This window comes from Sphingobacterium paramultivorum (genome assembly GCF_014109745.1).
Taxonomy (GTDB): Bacteria; Bacteroidota; Bacteroidia; order Sphingobacteriales; family Sphingobacteriaceae; genus Sphingobacterium; species Sphingobacterium paramultivorum.
The window spans coordinates 2,551,168-2,569,947 of record NZ_CP058555.1; the positions used below are offsets into that span (position 1 = coordinate 2,551,168).

At 40.9% G+C, this 18,780-nt stretch carries 13 protein-coding genes; 7 read left to right on the forward strand and 6 right to left on the reverse strand.

Translation table 11 applies throughout. The features are described 5' to 3' along the window. Window positions 1-168 precede the first annotated feature (168 nt). From HS960_RS11100 to HS960_RS11110, 3 genes are all read right to left on the reverse strand, one after another. The gene (locus HS960_RS11100) at window positions 169-945 is read right to left on the reverse strand and encodes a phosphatase PAP2 family protein (protein ID WP_153846928.1); all 777 of its coding nucleotides are present in this window, start codon (window positions 943-945) and stop codon (window positions 169-171) included. Between the two features lie 196 nt (window positions 946-1,141). Beyond that, window positions 1,142-2,413, reverse strand: a complete 1,272-nt coding sequence (locus HS960_RS11105; protein ID WP_153846927.1) for a glucose-1-phosphate adenylyltransferase — start codon at window positions 2,411-2,413, stop codon at window positions 1,142-1,144. A gap of 252 nt (window positions 2,414-2,665) precedes the next feature. Next, entirely contained in the window at window positions 2,666-3,124 is a 459-nt protein-coding gene (locus HS960_RS11110) for a hypothetical protein (protein ID WP_153846926.1), read from the reverse strand. 401 nt (window positions 3,125-3,525) lie between these two features. Between HS960_RS11110 and HS960_RS11115 the strand changes: the two genes are divergently transcribed. The 4 genes from HS960_RS11115 to HS960_RS11130 all read left to right on the forward strand — a co-directional run bounded on the left by HS960_RS11115 (window position 3,526) and on the right by HS960_RS11130 (window position 9,456). Next, window positions 3,526-4,788, forward strand: a complete 1,263-nt coding sequence (locus tag HS960_RS11115) for a TolC family protein (protein WP_182332658.1) — start codon at window positions 3,526-3,528, stop codon at window positions 4,786-4,788. Between the two features lie 2 nt (window positions 4,789-4,790). Beyond that, window positions 4,791-5,723 (forward strand): efflux RND transporter periplasmic adaptor subunit, encoded by a 933-nt coding sequence (locus HS960_RS11120; RefSeq protein WP_182332660.1) that lies wholly within the window; start codon window positions 4,791-4,793, stop codon window positions 5,721-5,723. Between the two features lie 36 nt (window positions 5,724-5,759). Continuing rightward, window positions 5,760-8,786 carry an efflux RND transporter permease subunit gene (locus tag HS960_RS11125; protein ID WP_182332662.1) on the forward strand — a complete coding sequence of 1,009 codons (3,027 nt, stop codon included), beginning with the start codon at window positions 5,760-5,762 and terminating at the stop codon, window positions 8,784-8,786. A 79-nt stretch (window positions 8,787-8,865) separates the two neighbouring features. Continuing rightward, a complete protein-coding gene (locus HS960_RS11130) occupies window positions 8,866-9,456 on the forward strand; it encodes a methyltransferase domain-containing protein (protein WP_159728613.1) in 591 nt (196 codons plus the stop codon). Window position 9,457: 1 nt separating this feature from the next. On the opposite strand, the gene HS960_RS11135 is transcribed toward HS960_RS11130, so the two are convergent. Then, window positions 9,458-10,990, reverse strand: a complete 1,533-nt coding sequence (locus HS960_RS11135; protein ID WP_182332664.1) for a SulP family inorganic anion transporter — start codon at window positions 10,988-10,990, stop codon at window positions 9,458-9,460. A gap of 101 nt (window positions 10,991-11,091) precedes the next feature. On the opposite strand from HS960_RS11135, the gene HS960_RS11140 reads away from it, so the two are divergent. Next, window positions 11,092-12,624, forward strand: a complete 1,533-nt coding sequence (locus HS960_RS11140) for a DUF3943 domain-containing protein (protein WP_182332666.1) — start codon at window positions 11,092-11,094, stop codon at window positions 12,622-12,624. A 41-nt stretch (window positions 12,625-12,665) separates the two neighbouring features. On the opposite strand, the gene HS960_RS11145 is transcribed toward HS960_RS11140, so the two are convergent. Together HS960_RS11145 and fbp are read right to left on the reverse strand one after the other, a co-directional pair. Then, on the reverse strand, window positions 12,666-14,114 hold the full coding sequence (locus tag HS960_RS11145) for a L,D-transpeptidase family protein (protein ID WP_159728619.1): 1,449 nt from the start codon (window positions 14,112-14,114) through the stop codon (window positions 12,666-12,668). Window positions 14,115-14,228: 114 nt separating this feature from the next. Next, the gene (fbp, locus tag HS960_RS11150) at window positions 14,229-15,239 is read right to left on the reverse strand and encodes a class 1 fructose-bisphosphatase (protein WP_153846921.1); all 1,011 of its coding nucleotides are present in this window, start codon (window positions 15,237-15,239) and stop codon (window positions 14,229-14,231) included. A 269-nt stretch (window positions 15,240-15,508) separates the two neighbouring features. Here fbp and HS960_RS11155 point away from each other — a divergent pair, with 269 nt between their 5' ends. After that, window positions 15,509-15,742, forward strand: a complete 234-nt coding sequence (locus HS960_RS11155; protein WP_182332668.1) for a hypothetical protein — start codon at window positions 15,509-15,511, stop codon at window positions 15,740-15,742. Window positions 15,743-15,998: 256 nt separating this feature from the next. After that, a complete protein-coding gene (locus HS960_RS11160) occupies window positions 15,999-18,749 on the forward strand; it encodes a heavy metal translocating P-type ATPase (RefSeq protein WP_182332670.1) in 2,751 nt (916 codons plus the stop codon). Window positions 18,750-18,780: the final 31 nt, after the last annotated feature.

An 18,780-nucleotide genomic window follows, 5' to 3' on the forward strand; every position in this document is an offset into this window, starting at 1 on the left:
GACACAGCAGTCCCGATCTTCAGGTAGAACACCTAAAAACTGCAGTGAACACAGGGATTTAAAGTGGATTTATATCCCTGTAAGAATAATCTCTAGGAAATTTTGTTTTCAGGCGAGCCGCGTACGAGCAATGTAGAGGCTCCGAATGGGGCTTAAAAAAATAAGAGCCTAAAACTGTAAGCTGGCATTTAGACAAAATTGCCGCCCATTATAGGTTGGTAATACCACATAACTCTTTTTTGAATTCTGCAATCGACTGTCTACCAAAGGTAGCAACCAATAAGCGATTTTAGTACTTAAGATACCGACCCCAGCTCCCATAGCGATGTCTGAGAACCAGTGCTTGTCATTGTGCATCCGCAGATAACCGGTACCAGCAGCAACAGCATAACCCGCTATTCCGTACCAAATTGACTCCTGTCTGTATTCCTGCCAAAGAAGTTCAGCTCCAACAAATGCAGTGGCAGCATGCCCTGAAGGAAAGGAATTGTTCGCTGAACTGTCCGGCCGCCACACAGGAATCGTAGATTTCATAATTTTTACGGTCGAAGTCATGATAATATTGGAAACCGCTGTGGTAAACAGCCGTTGCTTAAGGTTATGTTTCGCAGGTACCCCGACCGCATCCAGAACAAAAACTCCGGCAGTTCCAGCAAAGCGGGTGAAATCGTCCAGTTTAATTTTTCCGCTCTTCCCTCTCGATACACCGTCTCTAATGTCTTCATCTATCCCTTTTAAAAAGGGATTCCCTTTGGCAACAATACCATAGGTGATCAATCCAACAGGAACAGCAAGTTCTTTGTAAGGAATTTTCTTAAAAAAATGAGATCCGCTGCTCGAATCCGAAGGTTGTTCCAACTGGATCTGCGCAAATGAGGTAACCGGCATTACAAAAAGTAAAACCAGTAGACAATAAAAAACAATCTGTTTCCTGTAATCGATCATTTTAGCCTTAAAAAATTTTATAATGCGCAAAGATAATATTTATAAACTACCTCTTTGACAGTATTACTCTATACAGCACGACAATATTGGGCATCAATCTCCATTTTATCATTAAAACAAAGGAAAAAGCAACGAAAGTCTGCTGTTTACACCATTTATATACACAGCAGACTTTAACTTCAAAATATATAAATTATCAAAATCCTATCGTAACCCCGTTGGCAATGATAGCATCTTTTTTCACAACAACGATGCCGTCACAGATCATATGCGTATCAAAATCGCCATCATTCAAGCCCGGTCCACCAATGATACGAACGTCATCTCCAATACGGCAGTTCTTATCCAAAATTGCATTTTCAATATAACAACGTTTACCCACGCCTACCGGTGGTGGCTTTTGTGTATTTCCCAATTCCAATACTTCTTCCAATTGCTCATAGTAATCTGTTCCCATCATGTAGGTCGATTTAATAACCGTCCCTTCACCAATACGGGAGCGTATCCCAATAACAGACCTTTCCAGTTTATCTCCATTTAAAATACATCCATCAGCAATTACCGTATTATTTAAAGTCGTTCCTGAAATTTTCGAAGGCGGAAGCATCCGCGCACGTGTATATACGGTCTCATTAAACAAGTTGAAATCCGGGATATCATCCGTTAATCCGATATTGGCATCAAAAAAAGATTTGATGGTCCCGATATCGGTCCAATACCCCTCAAATTGGTAGCTCAATACCCGAAGTGCTTCGATGGCATCGGGTATAATTTCTTTGCCAAAATCCATCCCCGGGTTGGCAATTAAAAGGTTACGCAATATATTTTTTGAGAAAACATAAATCCCCATGGATGCCAAATAATGCCTTCCCTTCTTATGTAAATCCTCCGAGACCTCTGAGGTCCAATTTAATACTTCGTCCTTATCGGGCTTTTCGACAAAAGCGGTAATTTCATTTGCTTCATTCGCTTTTAAAATACCAAATCCCGTAGCATCCTTACCATTGACTGGTATGGTCGCAATGGTAACATCACCCCCATTTTCAACATGGAAGTCAATAAGCTTCGAATAATCCATTTGGTATAACTGATCACCAGACAAGACAAGAATGTAGTCGTAATCGACATTCAGGAGATGTTTCTGCGTTCGCCTAACAGCATCGGCCGTACCCTCAAACCACCGATCGCCCTCATTGGTCTGTTCAGCAGCCAAGATGTCAACAAAGCCCTTACTGAAAATGCTGAAATTGTAAGAATTTTTGATGTGCGTGTTCAAAGAGGCTGAATTGAACTGCGTCAGTACGAAGATCTTATTATAGCCAGAATTCAAACAGTTCGAAATCGGAATATCGACCAAACGATATTTTCCAGCTATTGGAACCGCTGGTTTCGAACGTTGCTGTGTCAATGGGAAAAGGCGCGATCCTCGACCTCCTCCCAATACAAGGGAAACTACTTTGTGTATCATACCTCAATCCATTAATTGGTTATAAAATTGTTATCTTCAAGAACAAGGACCTGATCAGGTTTAGTCTCGAGATTCTTTAAATTCAGGTTTAAGAATCCTTATTAAATTAGCAATTTTCCGGATAAGAAGCAAACAACAATTTTGATCAATCATTCTTTTTACAAAAAAAATAATTTTCGAAAAACGAGCAGAAACATGTTTAATTTTAACCGATTAAAAGACGATGATGACAAGTCCGTGTCTCCCACAGGTTTAATATCCAAATAGACCAGTGAATAAAAAAAGGCAGTAGATATAGCCAACAAGCAATAGGTTAACACCTATTTGCGGATATTTCTTTTGGGTAAATAACCATAGGATCTCAATAAAGGCATAAATGGACAACGGTGCTGCAAGACTGACGGTCATAAAATAGAGTAAATATCCAGCCCCCAAACCATCATTTTGTTGTTTAAGAATCAAATATGGGACAAGAAGTAGCAGAAAGGCGATGCAGACTACAGAAAATCGAATAAAAAAATGTCGTTTTAGTTTTCTATCCCCTTTAAGAGGCTTATACATAAACAGTGTTGAGCCTGATATATATAGTGATAACAACAAATAACCGATATAGTGATGCACACTCTCCAAACCATTCCAATCTTGATTAGCGTAGGCAAGACCAACAATTAGAAATAAAACAATAAATAAAACTACTTTAATATAATTCATCTAAAAACATCAGGGATTATCCCTACTAGAGTAATTGAACGCTATAAATTTTAATATCGTATGGAACACACGTGAATTTCAAGATTTCTCTCCAATACGACATCTTGCCAATCGAACTTTGACCACGATAGCGCAAATCAATAGCACATCATTGATCCATCGATTTAGAAAATCTACTTAAATCTGAATACCAGCGACAAAAATAACTATTTAAATAGATAATTATAATTATATGTAATAATAATGGCATATATTAAATTGTTTGAATGGCTCAAAATTCAAAATTTCTACCAAATCCACCTGTAATTTGTCTTGTAATTCGACAACCCAACATGAATGGCGTTAATTTTAGCCACTATTGTTGTGGAGACATTTGTTTAATATAAGCTAAACATAAAGGTATGCGCTATTTTAAAGTAACTCTAGTTTATTCAATAGCCATGGTACTATTGCTATTTTTTAGTCTGGCGAATGCACAGACAAGCAGTAATTTGACATATTTTATCAAAAGTGCCCAGCTCAATAGTCCCCTATTGACAGACTACAACAATCAGATGCTTTCTACACGCATTGATAGCCTAAAATTAAGAGCGACCTATGGATTTATTGTCACCGCTGAAGGTAATGCCAGCTATGCGCCCAATAGCAAAGGCTGGGGCTATGACAATGCACTAACGAACGGCCAATCAATCTTTGCAGGCGTCCGTGTCTCGCGAGAATTTATCAGCCGGAACAATCTCTCGACAAGACTCAAGACTTACAAAAATAGTATCGCTCAAGTTCTCACACAAAAAGACCTTGCGATTCAAACACTTAATAGACAGATTACAGATCAATACATTGCGACATACACCAGCCAAAAACAGATGGACTTGAGCGCTGAAATTATTGCCTTATTGTCCAAAGAAGATCTGGTACTACAAAAACTAACACAAAAAGCAACGTTTAAACAAACAGACTACCTTTCTTTTAAGGTTACATTACAGCAAAATCAACTTGCATTACAGCAGCAGACTGCAGACTGGCAAAATAACTATGCCCTGCTCAATTACTTGTCGGGAATTATCGATACCAACTTTCATGCGCTTAGCCTTCCTGATCTAGGAGAAATATCATTTTTTCCTTCTTTTCAAGAAAGTATTTATACAAAATCATTTCAAGCTGACAGTACAAAGCTGGCGAATGAGGCAATGGTTATTGCATATGATTACAAACCAAAGGTAAATGCTTTTTCCGATGGTGGCTACCAATCATCGCTCACACATACCCCTTTTAAGAATTTTGGTATGAGTATCGGTCTTTCAGTCTCTTTACCATTTTATAACGGACATCAGAAACAACTCCTATTGCAGCAAAACAACCTTGCCTTACAAACCCGAAAGAAATACCTCGAACAAACGCAGAACCAGTATCAACAAGAAGTTTTCAATCTGCAGAATCAGATACGACATTATGATAACATGTTGGGAATGGCAAGTCAGCAAATTGAATATGCGAAGGCTTTAGTTGAGGCTAATGCAAAACAATTGCCCACTGGAGACGTAAAAATGGTCGATTTTATCCTGTCCATCAATAATCTCCTCAATCTAAAAGCAAATATTATCCAATATAACAATGCGTTATATACACTTAAAAATCAGATGAAATACCTCATCATCCAATAATTATGAAACATATTCTGGCCCTTTTCATATGTTCTTATTTGCTGTTTTCTTGTCATTCAGGGAAAAGTGAAAATGCGAACATAGCTGATCCGATCATAAAACCGGCAACCGAAGTGAGTATTGCATTTCCTTCGGATACAGCCAAGCTAGCCAATATGGTCACGCTCAATGCAACAGCATATTATCTATTAAAGTCCGATGTCAAGGCTAACACCAATGGTTATATTACAAAAATTACCATAAAAATGGCCGATCATGTCAATAAAGGAATGTTATTATTCGGTCTGGAGACAAAAGAGGCCCGGGCCCTGGGCAATACAATCAATAAACTGGATCCATCGTTTCATTTTAATGGTAATACCACTGTGGTAAGCCCAGCAACAGGATACGTCGCTATGCTTAATCATCAAATCGGCGATTACGTCCAGGATGGTGAAATCCTGGCTACGATAACCGACGCGAACAGTTTTGGTTTTGTAGTGGACGTTCCCTACGAATATCTTCAGGTCGTAAAAAGCAAAAAGATATTACCGATTACGTTGCCAGACGGCATTGTTTTGCAAGGCTCAATAGCGAAGGTCATGCCAACGGTGGATGCCGTCTCCCAAACAGTAAAAATTTTATTAAAAGTCGCTCCTAATGACATTCCCGAGAATCTTATTGGCACAATTAGTTTCTCAAAAAATCTCGATTATGGCCTTTCGGTTCCCAAGATGGCCGTATTGAGCGACGAAGGACAGACCTCTTTCTGGGTAATGAAACTCATGAATGATTCGACCGCAATAAAGACAACAATCGAAAAAGGTATCGAAACAGATAAATTTATTCAAGTGAAATCAGGCGATTTAACAACAAAAGACCGCGTGTTAATATCCGGAAATTTCGGCCTGGCAGACACCGCTGCAGTTCATATCAGAATAAATGGAAAACGATAAATAATAGGACCCTAGTATCCCTAAAAGCATTTTCTCATGAAAAAATCATTCTTCGTTACTTATAAAATCCCCCTGTTTGTTTCGATACTCCTGATCATTATGGGCGGTATATATGCGTATTCCAAGATTCACGCGGCATTATTCCCGCAGATTACTTTCCCCAAAATAAAGATTATAGCAGATGCTGGGCAACAACCTATTGACCAGATGACTGTAGGCGTAACTAAAATACTGGAAGATGCAATCAAAAAAGTACCTGATTTGCAATTACTCAAAAGTACGACCAGTAGAGGGAGCTGCGAAATATCGGCATTCATGTCCTGGGATATGAATATAGATTTGGCCAAGCAACAAATAGAGAGTAGTATCAACCAGATACGTAATCAATTGCCTAGCGATATTAATATCACTGTAGAGAAAATGAATCCTGCTATTTTACCCGTCATCGGCTATTCATTAAACTCAAATACACTTGATCCAATTGAACTAAAACAACTTGCCCTATACACCATTAAGCCATTTCTTTCCCAGGTGCCCGGGGTCAGTGAAGTGCGGATTATCAGCGGTCAGGACAAAGAATACCAGGTTCTCATGAATCAGCAGATGATGGCGCGATTGGGTATTACGTCCACTAAAATAGAACAAGCCATCAATAGTACAAACTTTATTAAATCCAATGGCTACTCTGCTGATTTCCATTTTTTATACTTGACCTTGACCGATGCACAAATCCGTAATGAAGCGCAATTGCAAAATTTGGTCATCAGCAACGATGGCAACCGTATTGTTAAGCTCGGAGATATTGCTCAAATTATGGTACACCAAGCCAAACAATACATAAAGGTAAATGCCAATGGGCAAGAGAGCATTCTGCTCGCCGTGATCCAACAACCCAACGCCAACGTTGTCGACGTGACAACAGCCATGGAAGCGAAAATCAGTGAGCTCCAAAAAACATTACCGAAAGACCTTACCTTAAAACCGTACTATGTTCAGGCAGATTTTGTAAAAGATTCAATAAAAAGCGTAACAGATGCTTTATGGATTGGACTATTATTGGCAATTATTGTAGCCGTTATTTTTCTGCGTTCCTGGAAAGCTAGCCTTGTTATCCTAATTACCATTCCGATAACACTGGCACTGACGATTTTATCGCTTTACGCCATGGGGCAAACGTTTAATATCATGACATTAGGAGCTATTGCAGCAGCTATCGGACTTATTATCGATGATGGCATTGTCGTTGTAGAACAAATACACCGTACACACGAAGAACATCCCGAAGAAACGGCCACAACACTTGTGCAAAAAGCTATAAATTACTTGCTAAAAGCCATGATCGGGTCGTCGCTTAGTACCATCGTGATATTTCTACCATTTATGTTGATGAGCGGCGTAGCTGGAGCCTACTTCAAGGTCATGACCGACACCATGATCTTGACGCTTATATGTTCATTTTTTGCAAGTTCAATTTTACTTCCTGTCATTTACCTCTTTTTTTCATCCGAGAAAAAAAGGCAGCACACGTCCCAGCATCATGATGTCAAAGAACGGAAATGGGTAGGATTTTTTCTGGCCCGCCCCTGGCTAAGTTATTCGTTCATCGTTATTTTAATACTGTGTGCAATGGTTATTTTGCCAAAGATCGACACCGGTTTTCTACCAGAAATGGATGAGGGCAGTATCGTTCTTGATTATAACTCACCTCCAGGAACCTCGCTGGAAGAAACAGACAGGGAGCTGAAACAGGTTGAAAAAATAATAACCTCTACACCGGAAGTAGAAGCTTATAGCCGGAGAACGGGCACACAAATGGGCTTTTTTATTACGGAACCGAATCGAGGCGATTATCTTATTCAGCTAAAAAAACAGCGTAATAAAACAACAAATGAAGTCACCGACGAGATACGAAATCGCATTGAAGCATCAGGGCTGCCTTTGACAGTTGACTTTGGACAGGTGATCGGCGATATGCTTGGCGATCTAATGAGCAGCGTCCAGCCAATAGAAATCAAAATCTTCGGAACTGACCAAAGAACAATACAGGCATACTCAAAAAAAATAGCCAGCATTGTACAAAAGGTTAACGGTACAGCTGATGTATTTGACGGTATTATCATCGCCGGTCCTTCGATAATCGTTAATCCCAAATTCCCTGTACTAGCACAATACAATATTTCTCTCGCCGATTTCCAAAGTCAATTACAGACCAACTTAGATGGTAATATTGTGGGCAACATCTTTGATAAGGTGCAATACACGCCAATACGTTTACTTTACAACTCGCGTACAAATCAATCACTCAGTGACATCAACAACAGCATGATCGCCCTCCCTAATGGTATACTGAAGCCACTAAGCGAATTTGCAAATGTTACTATTACTGCGGGATCGGCAGAGATCAATAGGGAAGATCTTCAATCATTAGGTATTGTGACTGCTCGATTAGACAATGGGGATCTTGGCGGAACTATCCAATCAATCCGGCAGCAAATCGACCAACAGATCAAATTGCCAACAGGTTATTCCATTATCTACGGTGGAGCCTATGCCGAACAGCAACAATCTTTTGGCGAGTTATTGACAATTTTGCTCATCTCCTGTTTATTGGTTTTTGCGATCATGCTATTTCTATTTCGGAATTTCTTGCTTGCGCTTACGATCTTATTTATCTCAACATTGGGTATTTCCGGAGGTATTATACTCCTCTACCTTACCAGCACACCCCTCAATGTTGGCAGCTATACGGGTCTTATTATGATGGTCGGGATAATTGGCGAAAATGCTATTTTCACCTATCTACAATTTCAGGAAACTTTAGCAACCAAGACAAAGGCACAGGCAATCATCTATGCCATTAGCACCCGATTACGCCCCAAACTAATGACTGCAATTGGCGCTATCATCGCCTTGATGCCGCTCGCCTTAGGCATCGGCACAGGGGCTCAGATGCATCAGCCTCTAGCAATCGCAGTTATTGGGGGATTTATCGTTGCTTTACCCCTGTTGCTCATTGTTTTTCCGACTTTACTCAATAAAATCAACTTCCGAGCGGGTAGCTAAAAGCAATTTTCAGCAAAGAGAAGCACCCTATTGACTTAATATTTATGTAAATTGCTAAAGCATATAGAACAAAACAGCTATGAATTCTTCACTATTGGATGGAAACTATTGGGATGAACGTTATAAGAACAAAGCAACAGGCTGGGATATTGGCTATGCCTCTCCTGCTATTATCAACTATGCAGCGGAGTCTATTGCCAAAGATGCATCTATTCTTATTCCCGGTTGTGGAAATGCCTATGAAGCAAAGGCTCTACTTGACATGGGGTTCCATCAAATTACCTTACTTGATATCGCTCCGACCCTCGTTGCGAAGGTAAGAAAGGAGTTTGCCAATAGCCCTCAGATCCAAATTGTATGTCAAGATTTCTTCCAGCACCAGGGCCAGTACGACTATATAATTGAGCAAACATTTTTTTGTGCACTGGATCCTTCATTACGCCCCAGCTATGTACAACAAATGCATACTTTGCTCAAGCCTCAGGGTATACTGATGGGTTTATTGTTCAAACGGGAATTTGCACAACAGGGACCACCTTTCGGTGGAGATCAAACGGAATATCAACAATTATTCGCATCGCAATTTGACATTTTAAAGCTGACAGATTCAACCAATAGTATTCCCCAAAGACAGGGAAATGAACTGTTTTTTGAGCTGCGCAAAAAATAGTCTACTTGCCCGGCATGACCCGATAGGTTGGATCTTCCATGATATTGACCTTCACAATGCCCGCAGCATTTTTTAACAAAGAGCGACAATCTTCACTGAGGTGCCACAATTCGATTTTTTTCCCTTGTGCAGCGTAGCGTTCGGTAATTTTGTTGAGTGCATCCACGGCGGACATATCCACCACACGACTTTCCTTAAAATCTAAAATCACACGCTCGGGATCTTCCAAAACATCAAATTTATCCAAAAAATTAGCTGTCGAACCAAAGAAAAGAGGTCCATAGATTTCATAATGCTTGATGCCCTCGGCATCCAAATATTTTCTTGCCCGAATGCGCTTTGCATTATCCCAGGCAAATACAAGTGCGGATACCACTACACCAATAAGCACCGCAAGTGCCAAATTATGTAAAACCACGGTAATTCCGGCGACAATAATCCCAACGAAAATATCTGATTTGGGAAATTTATTGACGATCCGTAAGCTCACCCATTGGAAGGTTCCAATGGCTACCATCATCATCACACCGACCAGCGCGGCCATGGGTATCTGCTCAATAAAAGGAGCACCTACCAAAATAATCACTAAGATGGTCATCGCTCCAATAAAAGAAGAAAGCCGCGTGCGTGCACCAGCATTTAAATTGACCAGTGTTTGAGCAACCATGGCACAGCCACCCATTCCCCCAAAAAATCCATTGATTGTATTGGCTATCCCCTGCGCCATGGATTCGCGGTTTGCATTTCCTTTACTCGCCGTTATTTCGTCCACCATGTTCAGTGTCAAAAGCGACTCCACCAACCCTACTCCAGCCATCACCAAAGAATACGGAAAAATCAGTTGCAATGTTTCCCAGCTCAGGGGTACATTAGGTAAATGTAGATGTGGTAATGTCCCACTAACAGAGGCAATATCTACTACTTTTTTGGTATCAATACCTAAAAGAGAAACCAGGCCAAATACAACCAAAATAGCAATTAAAGAAGCTGGAACAGCCTTCGTTATCCGAGGAAATCCAATCACAATCAACATCGTCAGCAGAGTCAATCCCCCCATGATGTATAAGGTACTTCCCGACATCCACTCCGCCCCCTGTCCGGTATTTACCTTAAATTGGACTACTTGAGCCATAAAAATGATAATGGCCAGTCCGTTCAAAAAACCGTACATAACGGGCTGCGGAATTAAGCGTACAAATTTCCCCCATTTAAAAAGCCCAACTAAAAATTGCAGGAGCCCCGCCAAGACGACAGCAGCAAACAGGTAATCAATCCCGTGACTTGCCGCCAGGGCCATCAAAACAACCACCGTTGCGCCAGCACCTCCAGATACCATCCCTGGCCTACCTCCCAAAACGGAAGTGATCAAACCCATTAAAAATGCTGCGTAAAGTCCCGTCAACGGTGGTAGCCCGGCTAAAATTGCAAATGAGAGTGATTCCGGAATCATTGTCATTGCGACCGTTAATCCTGCAAACAACTCATTCTTAAGATTAATCGATTTTATATTGAATATTTCAAAGGTATTGTTCATTTTTAAATTACTTGAACAGGATAATTGCCGCAAAGGTACTAATCACACAAACACTTTTCCCCTATATTTGTTATTCTTTACAAATTTTATCGCAAAACAGTATGTTCATTTCGATCAAACAACGCATTAACCAACGTCATTATAGTCTCTTTATATTTATCTTTTTGTTGCTTGTCCAGCTCGGGAGTATAGGGCCTAGTAAGGCTGCATTCCTACCAGCTAGAGATTCCTTAATGACTTCAGATAGCCTATTTCGAGCGAAACCTATCGAAAAATATCCCATGTACCACGATGAGCAACCACGACTTTGGAACAATCATCTTATCAACGTAAAACAAACAGACAGTCTATTCGACTACCAAAAAAAGAATTTCTTAAGGGCGGGAATTGAGTGGTTTTCCATCCAAGCTATTCCTGCTTCGGTTAATTACTTCATTCGAAAAGATCCTGTTTCCCATATTTCCTTTAAAAACTTCTTTAGCCATTTAAAACTGTCTGCCTGGACCTGGGACGACAATCTTTTTGCAACAAATCAAATAGCGCATCCTTATCACGGTCAGTTTTATTTTAATTCGTTCCGATCCAACAACTACAGTTTTCTACAATCGACAGCAGCAACCGTAGCTGGTAGCTATATCTGGGAAACTGCAGGTGAAACGGAACCACCATCCATCAATGATATCATCAACACAAGTTTTGGCGGTACTATTTTAGGTGAAATGACCCATAGACTATCGCATCATATTCTTTCGCGCCCAAGTCTGACCAAAGGACAACGTAATAAAAAAGAACTATTGGCCATGCTGATCAATCCAATAAACGGGCTCAACCGTCTGCTCGACGGGCGCTGGGGAGATAAGGTAAAAGGTGCGGTGGTCGACAGTTCTTTAGTGCACACCGAAGTTGAATTGGGACTAAGACGGTTTGATGCCAAGGAACATGACATCTTGAATAAAGGAAAGAACGACATCTATGCACGTATCAAACTGATTTACACCAACGATGATCTTGACAAAAAGAAACCCTTTGATGACTTCTTCCTCAATTTGGAACTTGGATCAGATGATAGTTCCATCGTCAATGCGGTCAATGTGTATGCCTCGTTATACGGTAACCGTATTTTATCCAATTTAACAGGACGTCATCGTGGTATCGTGTCTGCGCATTTCGACTTTCTACGCAATGAAGCTTTTTATTACGGATCACAGAGCATCAATTACAATGTCTTTTCAAACTTCAATATTGGTAGCCGTACCAAGCTCACAACCATCCTTGGTGGTGGTCCAGTGGTACTGGCCGCTGTACCCGATCCTTATCTCCATTTTGGTGAAAGCCGCACATACGATTATGGCCCCGGGGCCGATGTTAGGGCTTCAGCCACCTTGAGCACATTAAACCGCTTTAAATTTGGTGTAGATTATCGTGGCGGATATTTTGTCACAATCAGTGGCAACAAATCCCACCATTTTCTACACGCGGTATCCACAAGTGCTTCAATGCGTATCTGGAAGAACTTCGGTCTCAACCTTTACTCCGGTTACTTTAGATTGGAAGGTCATTATCAAGACCATAACAATGTCAACAAAGACTATCCTTTTGTCCGGATAGCGCTAGCCTACAACTCTGAATACTAGCTATAAAAAAAGGCTTAACTAAATGAGTTAAGCCTTTTTTGTTAATTTGTCCAATATTTCTTTAACGCTTCCTTCAAACGCGAATCATAACCATATATATCCGGGTAAGTAACGATTTTTCCTTCGTCATCCAACCAGGTTGTATAATAGGTGATATAAACTGGCATCTGCCGTTTTAGTGTTACCCAGCGAGACTTTGAAATTGAATCTGTCGTAATTTCCTTCGCTATTTTTTCGGCCTGTTTTTCATTATTGACAAGGTAAGATGCCAAATCAACGGGTTTTTCAACACGCACACAACCATGGCTCACGGCGCGATTGCTCTGCCCAAACATTTGTTTTGCAGGCGTATCATGCAGGTAAATGGAATAGGGGTTCTCAAACAAAAACTTCACATTCCCCAATGAATTATCCGAACCAGGATTTTGTTTAAAACGAAAATTCTCCACAGAATCCGAATTCCAGTTGACCGTTGCAGGATCCACTTGTTTACCTTTGTAATAAGCCACCATATTGCGCGATGCCAAATAGTTTGGATTGTTTCGAACGCTTGACAATAACTCTTTCTTGACAATACTGCTTGGAATATTCCATACAGGATTTACTTGCATGGCATCCAACACCCCTTGCATGACAGGCGTCTCGTGGTTCTCACCTTTTCGCGTATACGCCGGATTATCTGTTTCACCGACACACACATTCATCAGTTGACTTGTCTTCCCTTCTTCCATAATATGTAACCGTTGTTCAGGTATGTTCACAAATACATATTTCTCCGGAAAAGCATCTCCCATCCAGCGCAATTTTTCCAATACCATTAACACCTGGCTACGTTGTGCACTGTTTAGGTTCCCATTTTCCAATAAATCCTGAAACCTGGTGTAATACTGATTTTTAGGTTGGATATCGGTCAACACAGTTCCAATTTTTACACTATCCAGCATTTGTACAACTTTGCCATAGCTCATACGCTTTTGAGGAACGAAATATCGTCCATAAAGGCGTTTGGGATTGACCACACCATATTTTATGCTGCTGATATAAGCCACGAGCCCATCAGTACTCAATAAGTCAAGTTTGGCCAATAATGGATAAACTTCAGCAACATCTTTGCTTTTCAGTTTTCGAAGCGAAGATAATGTTTCCTTAATCGCAGTTGTATGGAAATAACTAGCTCGAATACCATGCGCATCACTTCGCTCAAAGTAAGTTAACATGGTGTCGATACTACCATCAAAAAGGTGTTCGGCAATTAAAGTCATCCCTTCAGTAGAATCCGATAATTCCTTCATCCAGCTCGGATTAACCAATTGAGATTTTTCCTTGCCATACACTTCATGGAAGGCCTTTACATAAGCTGCTGTGTCAAAATCCTTATAAGACTTATTCTCAAACCCCTTCGCTAAAACATCACCATAAGTTGGGGGATTCTCCTTACAAGAAAAAAATACTACTGAAACAAATGAAATAAAAACTAAAAATCGTAACATATTACAAATCGTGAAAAAGAAATGGCTTCGCAATAATGAAGCCATTTTCTGAGGACAAAGATAAATAATTCTTATTGTCTAAAGAATCTTACCTGTCATTGAATCACTACAGAATCAATCACTGTATTTTTTCAGGAAATCTTCCAGCAATTCCACCATATCGGTATTACCCAAAAAAGCTGCTGATCGCTGGTGCAAAGTTTTTGGCTCAATATCTAATATACGCTGAGATCCATTCGAAGCTTTACCCCCTGCCTGCTCAATGATGAAGGCAATTGGATTGCACTCATACATCAATCTTAGTTTACCATTAGGGTGCGCAGAAGTCGTTGGATAAAGAAAGATGCCCCCTTTGAGGAGATTGCGGTGAATATCGGCGACCATTGAGCCGATGTACCGTGATGCATAGGGGCGTTGCGTTGCACTGTCCTCCATTTGGCAATATTTGATATATTGCTTAACGCCGTTTGGAAATTTGGAATAATTTCCCTCGTTAATCGAATAAATTTGACCCGAAGCCGGAATTTTCATATCAGGATGGGATAAACAAAACTCGCCGATCGAAGGATCCAATGTGAATCCGTTTACGCCCTTTCCCGTTGTGTACACCAACATGGTTGAACTACCATAGATCACATAACCTGCAGCGACCTGTTTCGTTCCATGCTGTAAAATATCATTGCTATTACAAGAAACACCCGTATCAGAAATTCGTCGATAAATGGAAAAAATGGTCCCCACAGATACGTTAACATCGATATTGCTTGAGCCATCCAGTGGGTCAATACACACAATATATTTGGCATTTTTGGAAACCCCTGATTGGATATACACTGGATTTTCATGTTCCTCTGAGGCAACTACACAGCATTCTCCCCCACTTTGAAGCGCTTTGATAAACTGTTCATCGGCATAAACATCCAGTTTCTTTTGTCCCTCGCCCTGCACATTGACCTGTCCTGCATCGCCTAAAATATCAACCAATCCCGCTTTATTAACCTCTCTATTTACAATTTTTGCGGCGATTCCAATATCGCGCAGTAGCCTAGAAAGCTCCCCTTTAGCATACGGAAAATCGGCCTGTTTTTCAATGATAAATTGACCTAGTGTAGTTATACTACTCATAATGTTGTTTTATTGGATATTTGTTGCACAAAGCTAAAAAAGTTAAATAAACTTTAGCAAATACATCCTTCTCATATTTAGCATTTTAGCAGACTAAATACGCAATCGATTGCGCTAAGTTTTGAAAACTCTTCTTTGCTAAAACGATTATTAGCTATTAAAAAAATAATAAAAGGTTGAAAGCACTGGATAAATTTCAAATAGCAACGATTAGAAAAAAAACAATAAATGCTAAGTATTTGGTAATTTTGGCTAAATATTTTGATACAATGCAACAACTTATACAACTCATCGAAAAAGAAAAATTAGGCAATCGGCCGGCAACACAGCACACGTTGATCATCGACGATAAGCAAGTGATTCACGGAGCTCTTTTCCTGGTAAAAACCGCCCGAAAAACATTTAAATTGATGATCCCGGCTCCTTTTCACGAAGCAGTTCTGAAAGAACAAGTAACCATCAATACCTTGATCAAACATCCCCAAGTAATGTTACTGGCTTAATCAAAGGGAAATTCCCCTATCCCATACCTACCCCAGAGCAAACAAAACATCGCTCGGTTGTGTTTATCACAGCGTAATTTCGCTGTTTTTTTTACACCATATTCCATTTCCGGAAGACTATAACGCTGGTTCGACCTAGAAAATGAGAGCAAACCGGAAGCACATATTATCAACGGGAAATTTTACAAGAAAACCCGGTAAAAGTGTAAAAATCACCTCGATATAACGTTTAACTTTAGGCAACAAAGACAACGCTATGCAACACCACTATACACTTTCGGGAATGTCCTGTGATGGATGTAGAACCACAATCGAACATGCATTGAATGAGTTTCCTGGGCTTCATGCCGAGGTAACTTTAAACCCGCCAAGCATGACAGTAACATCCCAGAAACATATTCCGTTACAGCAATTACAGGAAATAATATCAAAATTAGGTCCTTACCAGGTCGACGAAATACATAAGCATAAGGGTGACGTACAATCCGATCAACACATTGTAGCACAAGCTTCAGACAGGTATGGTTGCCCTATGCATTGCGAAGGTGAAAAAACGTACAGCCAGCCAGGAAATTGTCCGATCTGTGGTATGCATTTGGTGAAGCTGGATGCAGACACAGCAATTAAAAATAAGCTACATACTGAGCATGCAGCGACCTCGCATGCCCATCACGAACAGCAACACAACCATTCCGCTCAGTCAAATGCTACGGTACATCAATCACAGACAATATCTTCAGCTGACAAAGCACATGGTCATACATCCGCTGATAAATACTATTGTCCGATGCATTGTGAGGGCGACAAACTTTATAACGAACCTGGAAACTGTCCGGTATGCGGCATGAATCTGGAAAAGGTCCCCATGTTAAAGACAGACCTTCAATATAGCTGTCCTATGCATCCTGAGATTGTACAAGATCATCCCGGAAATTGCCCTATATGTGGTATGGACCTTGTGCCTATAGCCAATGGTAATGATGAGGCCGACGATCATACCTATCGTGATCTACGCATGAAATTATGGGTCTCTATCCTATTTACGGTTCCGATCTTTATACTTTCCATGGGTGAAATGCTTCCTGGCAATCCAATAGGTAAAATCATTTCGCCCAGCTGGTCTGGATGGATACAACTGGTTTTATCCCTGCCGGTCGTTTTTTATACCTGTTGGTCTTTTTTTCAACGAGGCTGGGTATCTTTCAAAACTTGGCGCCTTAATATGTTTAGCCTGATTGCACTTGGTGCTGGAGCTGCATTTGTCTATAGTTTGGTTGGTCTATTTTTTCCGCAGGTCTTCCCTGCTGAATTAAAAAATCATCATGGCTACATTGCACTTTACTTCGAGTCTGTTACCGTCATATTGACTTTGGTATTATTAGGCCAGGTGATGGAGGCCAAAGCACATTCCAAAACCAATTCGGCGATCAAAGAGCTAATCAAGCTGAGTCCTTCCGAAGCTACGCGCGTAGAAAATGGAATAGATAAAAAAATCGGCATAGATCAAATTCAACTCGGAGATATACTGAAAGTAAAACCCGGGGACAAAATCCCCGTTGACGGACAGATTACGGATGGCAACAGTAACATTGATGAATCCATGCTGACGGGTGAACCTATTCCGGTAGAAAAACAAGCTGGAGATCATGTCAGTTCAGGAACAATCAATGGCGACCGTAGTTTCCTCATGAAAGCAGAGCGTATCGGTTCGGACACACTACTGGCTCAGATCATTCAACTCGTCAATGATGCGAGCAGAAGCAAGGCACCCATTCAACGATTAACGGATAAAGTATCCGAGGTATTTGTCCCGATTGTCATAATCATTGCAATTTTGACATTTCTTACCTGGTGGCTTTGGGTTCCTTCTGCTTCCCTAGCATTCGGCTTTGCCAATGCACTTGCCGTACTTATTGTCGCCTGCCCCTGTGCCTTGGGACTCGCTACACCAATGTCCGTCATGGTGGGTGTCGGCAAAGGGGCCAAACATGGGATCCTGATCAAAGATGCAAGTGCGCTGGAAAAAATGAACCAAGTGGATGTGGTACTAACAGACAAAACAGGTACCATTACCGAAGGAAAACCCACCGTTGATGATATTCAGCCAAACTCGTCCAGCAGCAAAGACGAGATATTGTCTTTGGCTGCCGCTTTAAACGCCAATAGCACACATCCTTTGGGCCATGCTATTATTGAAAGGGCAAAAAAGGAAAATAGTAAAACGGACCTTGCAGTTTCCGATTTTGAAAATGTTGCCGGGCAAGGAATCAAGGGAAACATAGCTGGACATAGCATAGCACTGGGCAATCAATTGTTGATGGAGTCTATCGGCATAGCAATCCCTCATGATATGAAGCAGATGGCCGAAACCGCCCAATCCCATGGAAAGACGGTATCCTTCCTGGCAAAAGACAGTAGCTTATTGGGGTATTTTAGTATTTCAGATCAAATAAAAGCCTCTTCGAAGCGTGCAATTCAATATCTTATACAGCATAAAGTCGATGTCGTTATGCTGACGGGAGATAATATCCATACGGCAAGGGCTGTGGCGGATCAAGTTGGCATCAAGCATTTCAAAGCCAATGCCTTGCCCAAAGATAAATTGCAGGAAATTCATGCGTTACAGCAAAAAGGACATGTGGTGGCTATGGCTGGTGATGGCATCAATGATGCCCCTGCCCTTGCTCAAGCCGATATCGGCATTGCCATGGGCACAGGTACCGATGTTGCCATACAAAGCGCTTCACTCACTTTGCTGAAAGGAGACCTTATCGGAATAGCCAAAGCAAAGGTACTGAGCCAAAAACTACTCCGTAATATTAAGGAGAACCTGGGTTTTGCTTTCGTCTATAATATACTCGGGATTCCATTGGCTGCCGGACTTCTATATCCTTCTTTCGGAATTCTCCTGTCCCCGATGATTGCTGCCGCTGCGATGAGTTTCAGCTCCGTTTCGGTTATCTTGAATTCTTTACGCTTAAATCGTGCAAAGATCGATATCGATTAAAAACAGATATTCCCTATATTCGCTGTTAGAA

Excerpts from the sequence above, each read along its gene's own strand:
- HS960_RS11100 (WP_153846928.1), bottom strand. The coding sequence starts at position 945 with ATGATCGATTACAGGAAACAGATTGTTTTTTATTGTCTACTGGTTTTA.
- HS960_RS11105 (WP_153846927.1), bottom strand. The coding sequence starts at position 2,413 with ATGATACACAAAGTAGTTTCCCTTGTATTGGGAGGAGGTCGAGGATCG.
- HS960_RS11110 (WP_153846926.1), bottom strand. The coding sequence starts at position 3,124 with ATGAATTATATTAAAGTAGTTTTATTTATTGTTTTATTTCTAATTGTT.
- HS960_RS11115 (WP_182332658.1), top strand. The coding sequence starts at position 3,526 with ATGCGCTATTTTAAAGTAACTCTAGTTTATTCAATAGCCATGGTACTA.
- HS960_RS11120 (WP_182332660.1), top strand. The coding sequence starts at position 4,791 with ATGAAACATATTCTGGCCCTTTTCATATGTTCTTATTTGCTGTTTTCT.
- HS960_RS11125 (WP_182332662.1), top strand. The coding sequence starts at position 5,760 with ATGAAAAAATCATTCTTCGTTACTTATAAAATCCCCCTGTTTGTTTCG.
- HS960_RS11130 (WP_159728613.1), top strand. The coding sequence starts at position 8,866 with ATGAATTCTTCACTATTGGATGGAAACTATTGGGATGAACGTTATAAG.
- HS960_RS11135 (WP_182332664.1), bottom strand. The coding sequence starts at position 10,990 with ATGAACAATACCTTTGAAATATTCAATATAAAATCGATTAATCTTAAG.
- HS960_RS11140 (WP_182332666.1), top strand. The coding sequence starts at position 11,092 with ATGTTCATTTCGATCAAACAACGCATTAACCAACGTCATTATAGTCTC.
- HS960_RS11145 (WP_159728619.1), bottom strand. The coding sequence starts at position 14,114 with ATGTTACGATTTTTAGTTTTTATTTCATTTGTTTCAGTAGTATTTTTT.
- fbp (WP_153846921.1), bottom strand. The coding sequence starts at position 15,239 with ATGAGTAGTATAACTACACTAGGTCAATTTATCATTGAAAAACAGGCC.
- HS960_RS11155 (WP_182332668.1), top strand. The coding sequence starts at position 15,509 with ATGCAACAACTTATACAACTCATCGAAAAAGAAAAATTAGGCAATCGG.
- HS960_RS11160 (WP_182332670.1), top strand. The coding sequence starts at position 15,999 with ATGCAACACCACTATACACTTTCGGGAATGTCCTGTGATGGATGTAGA.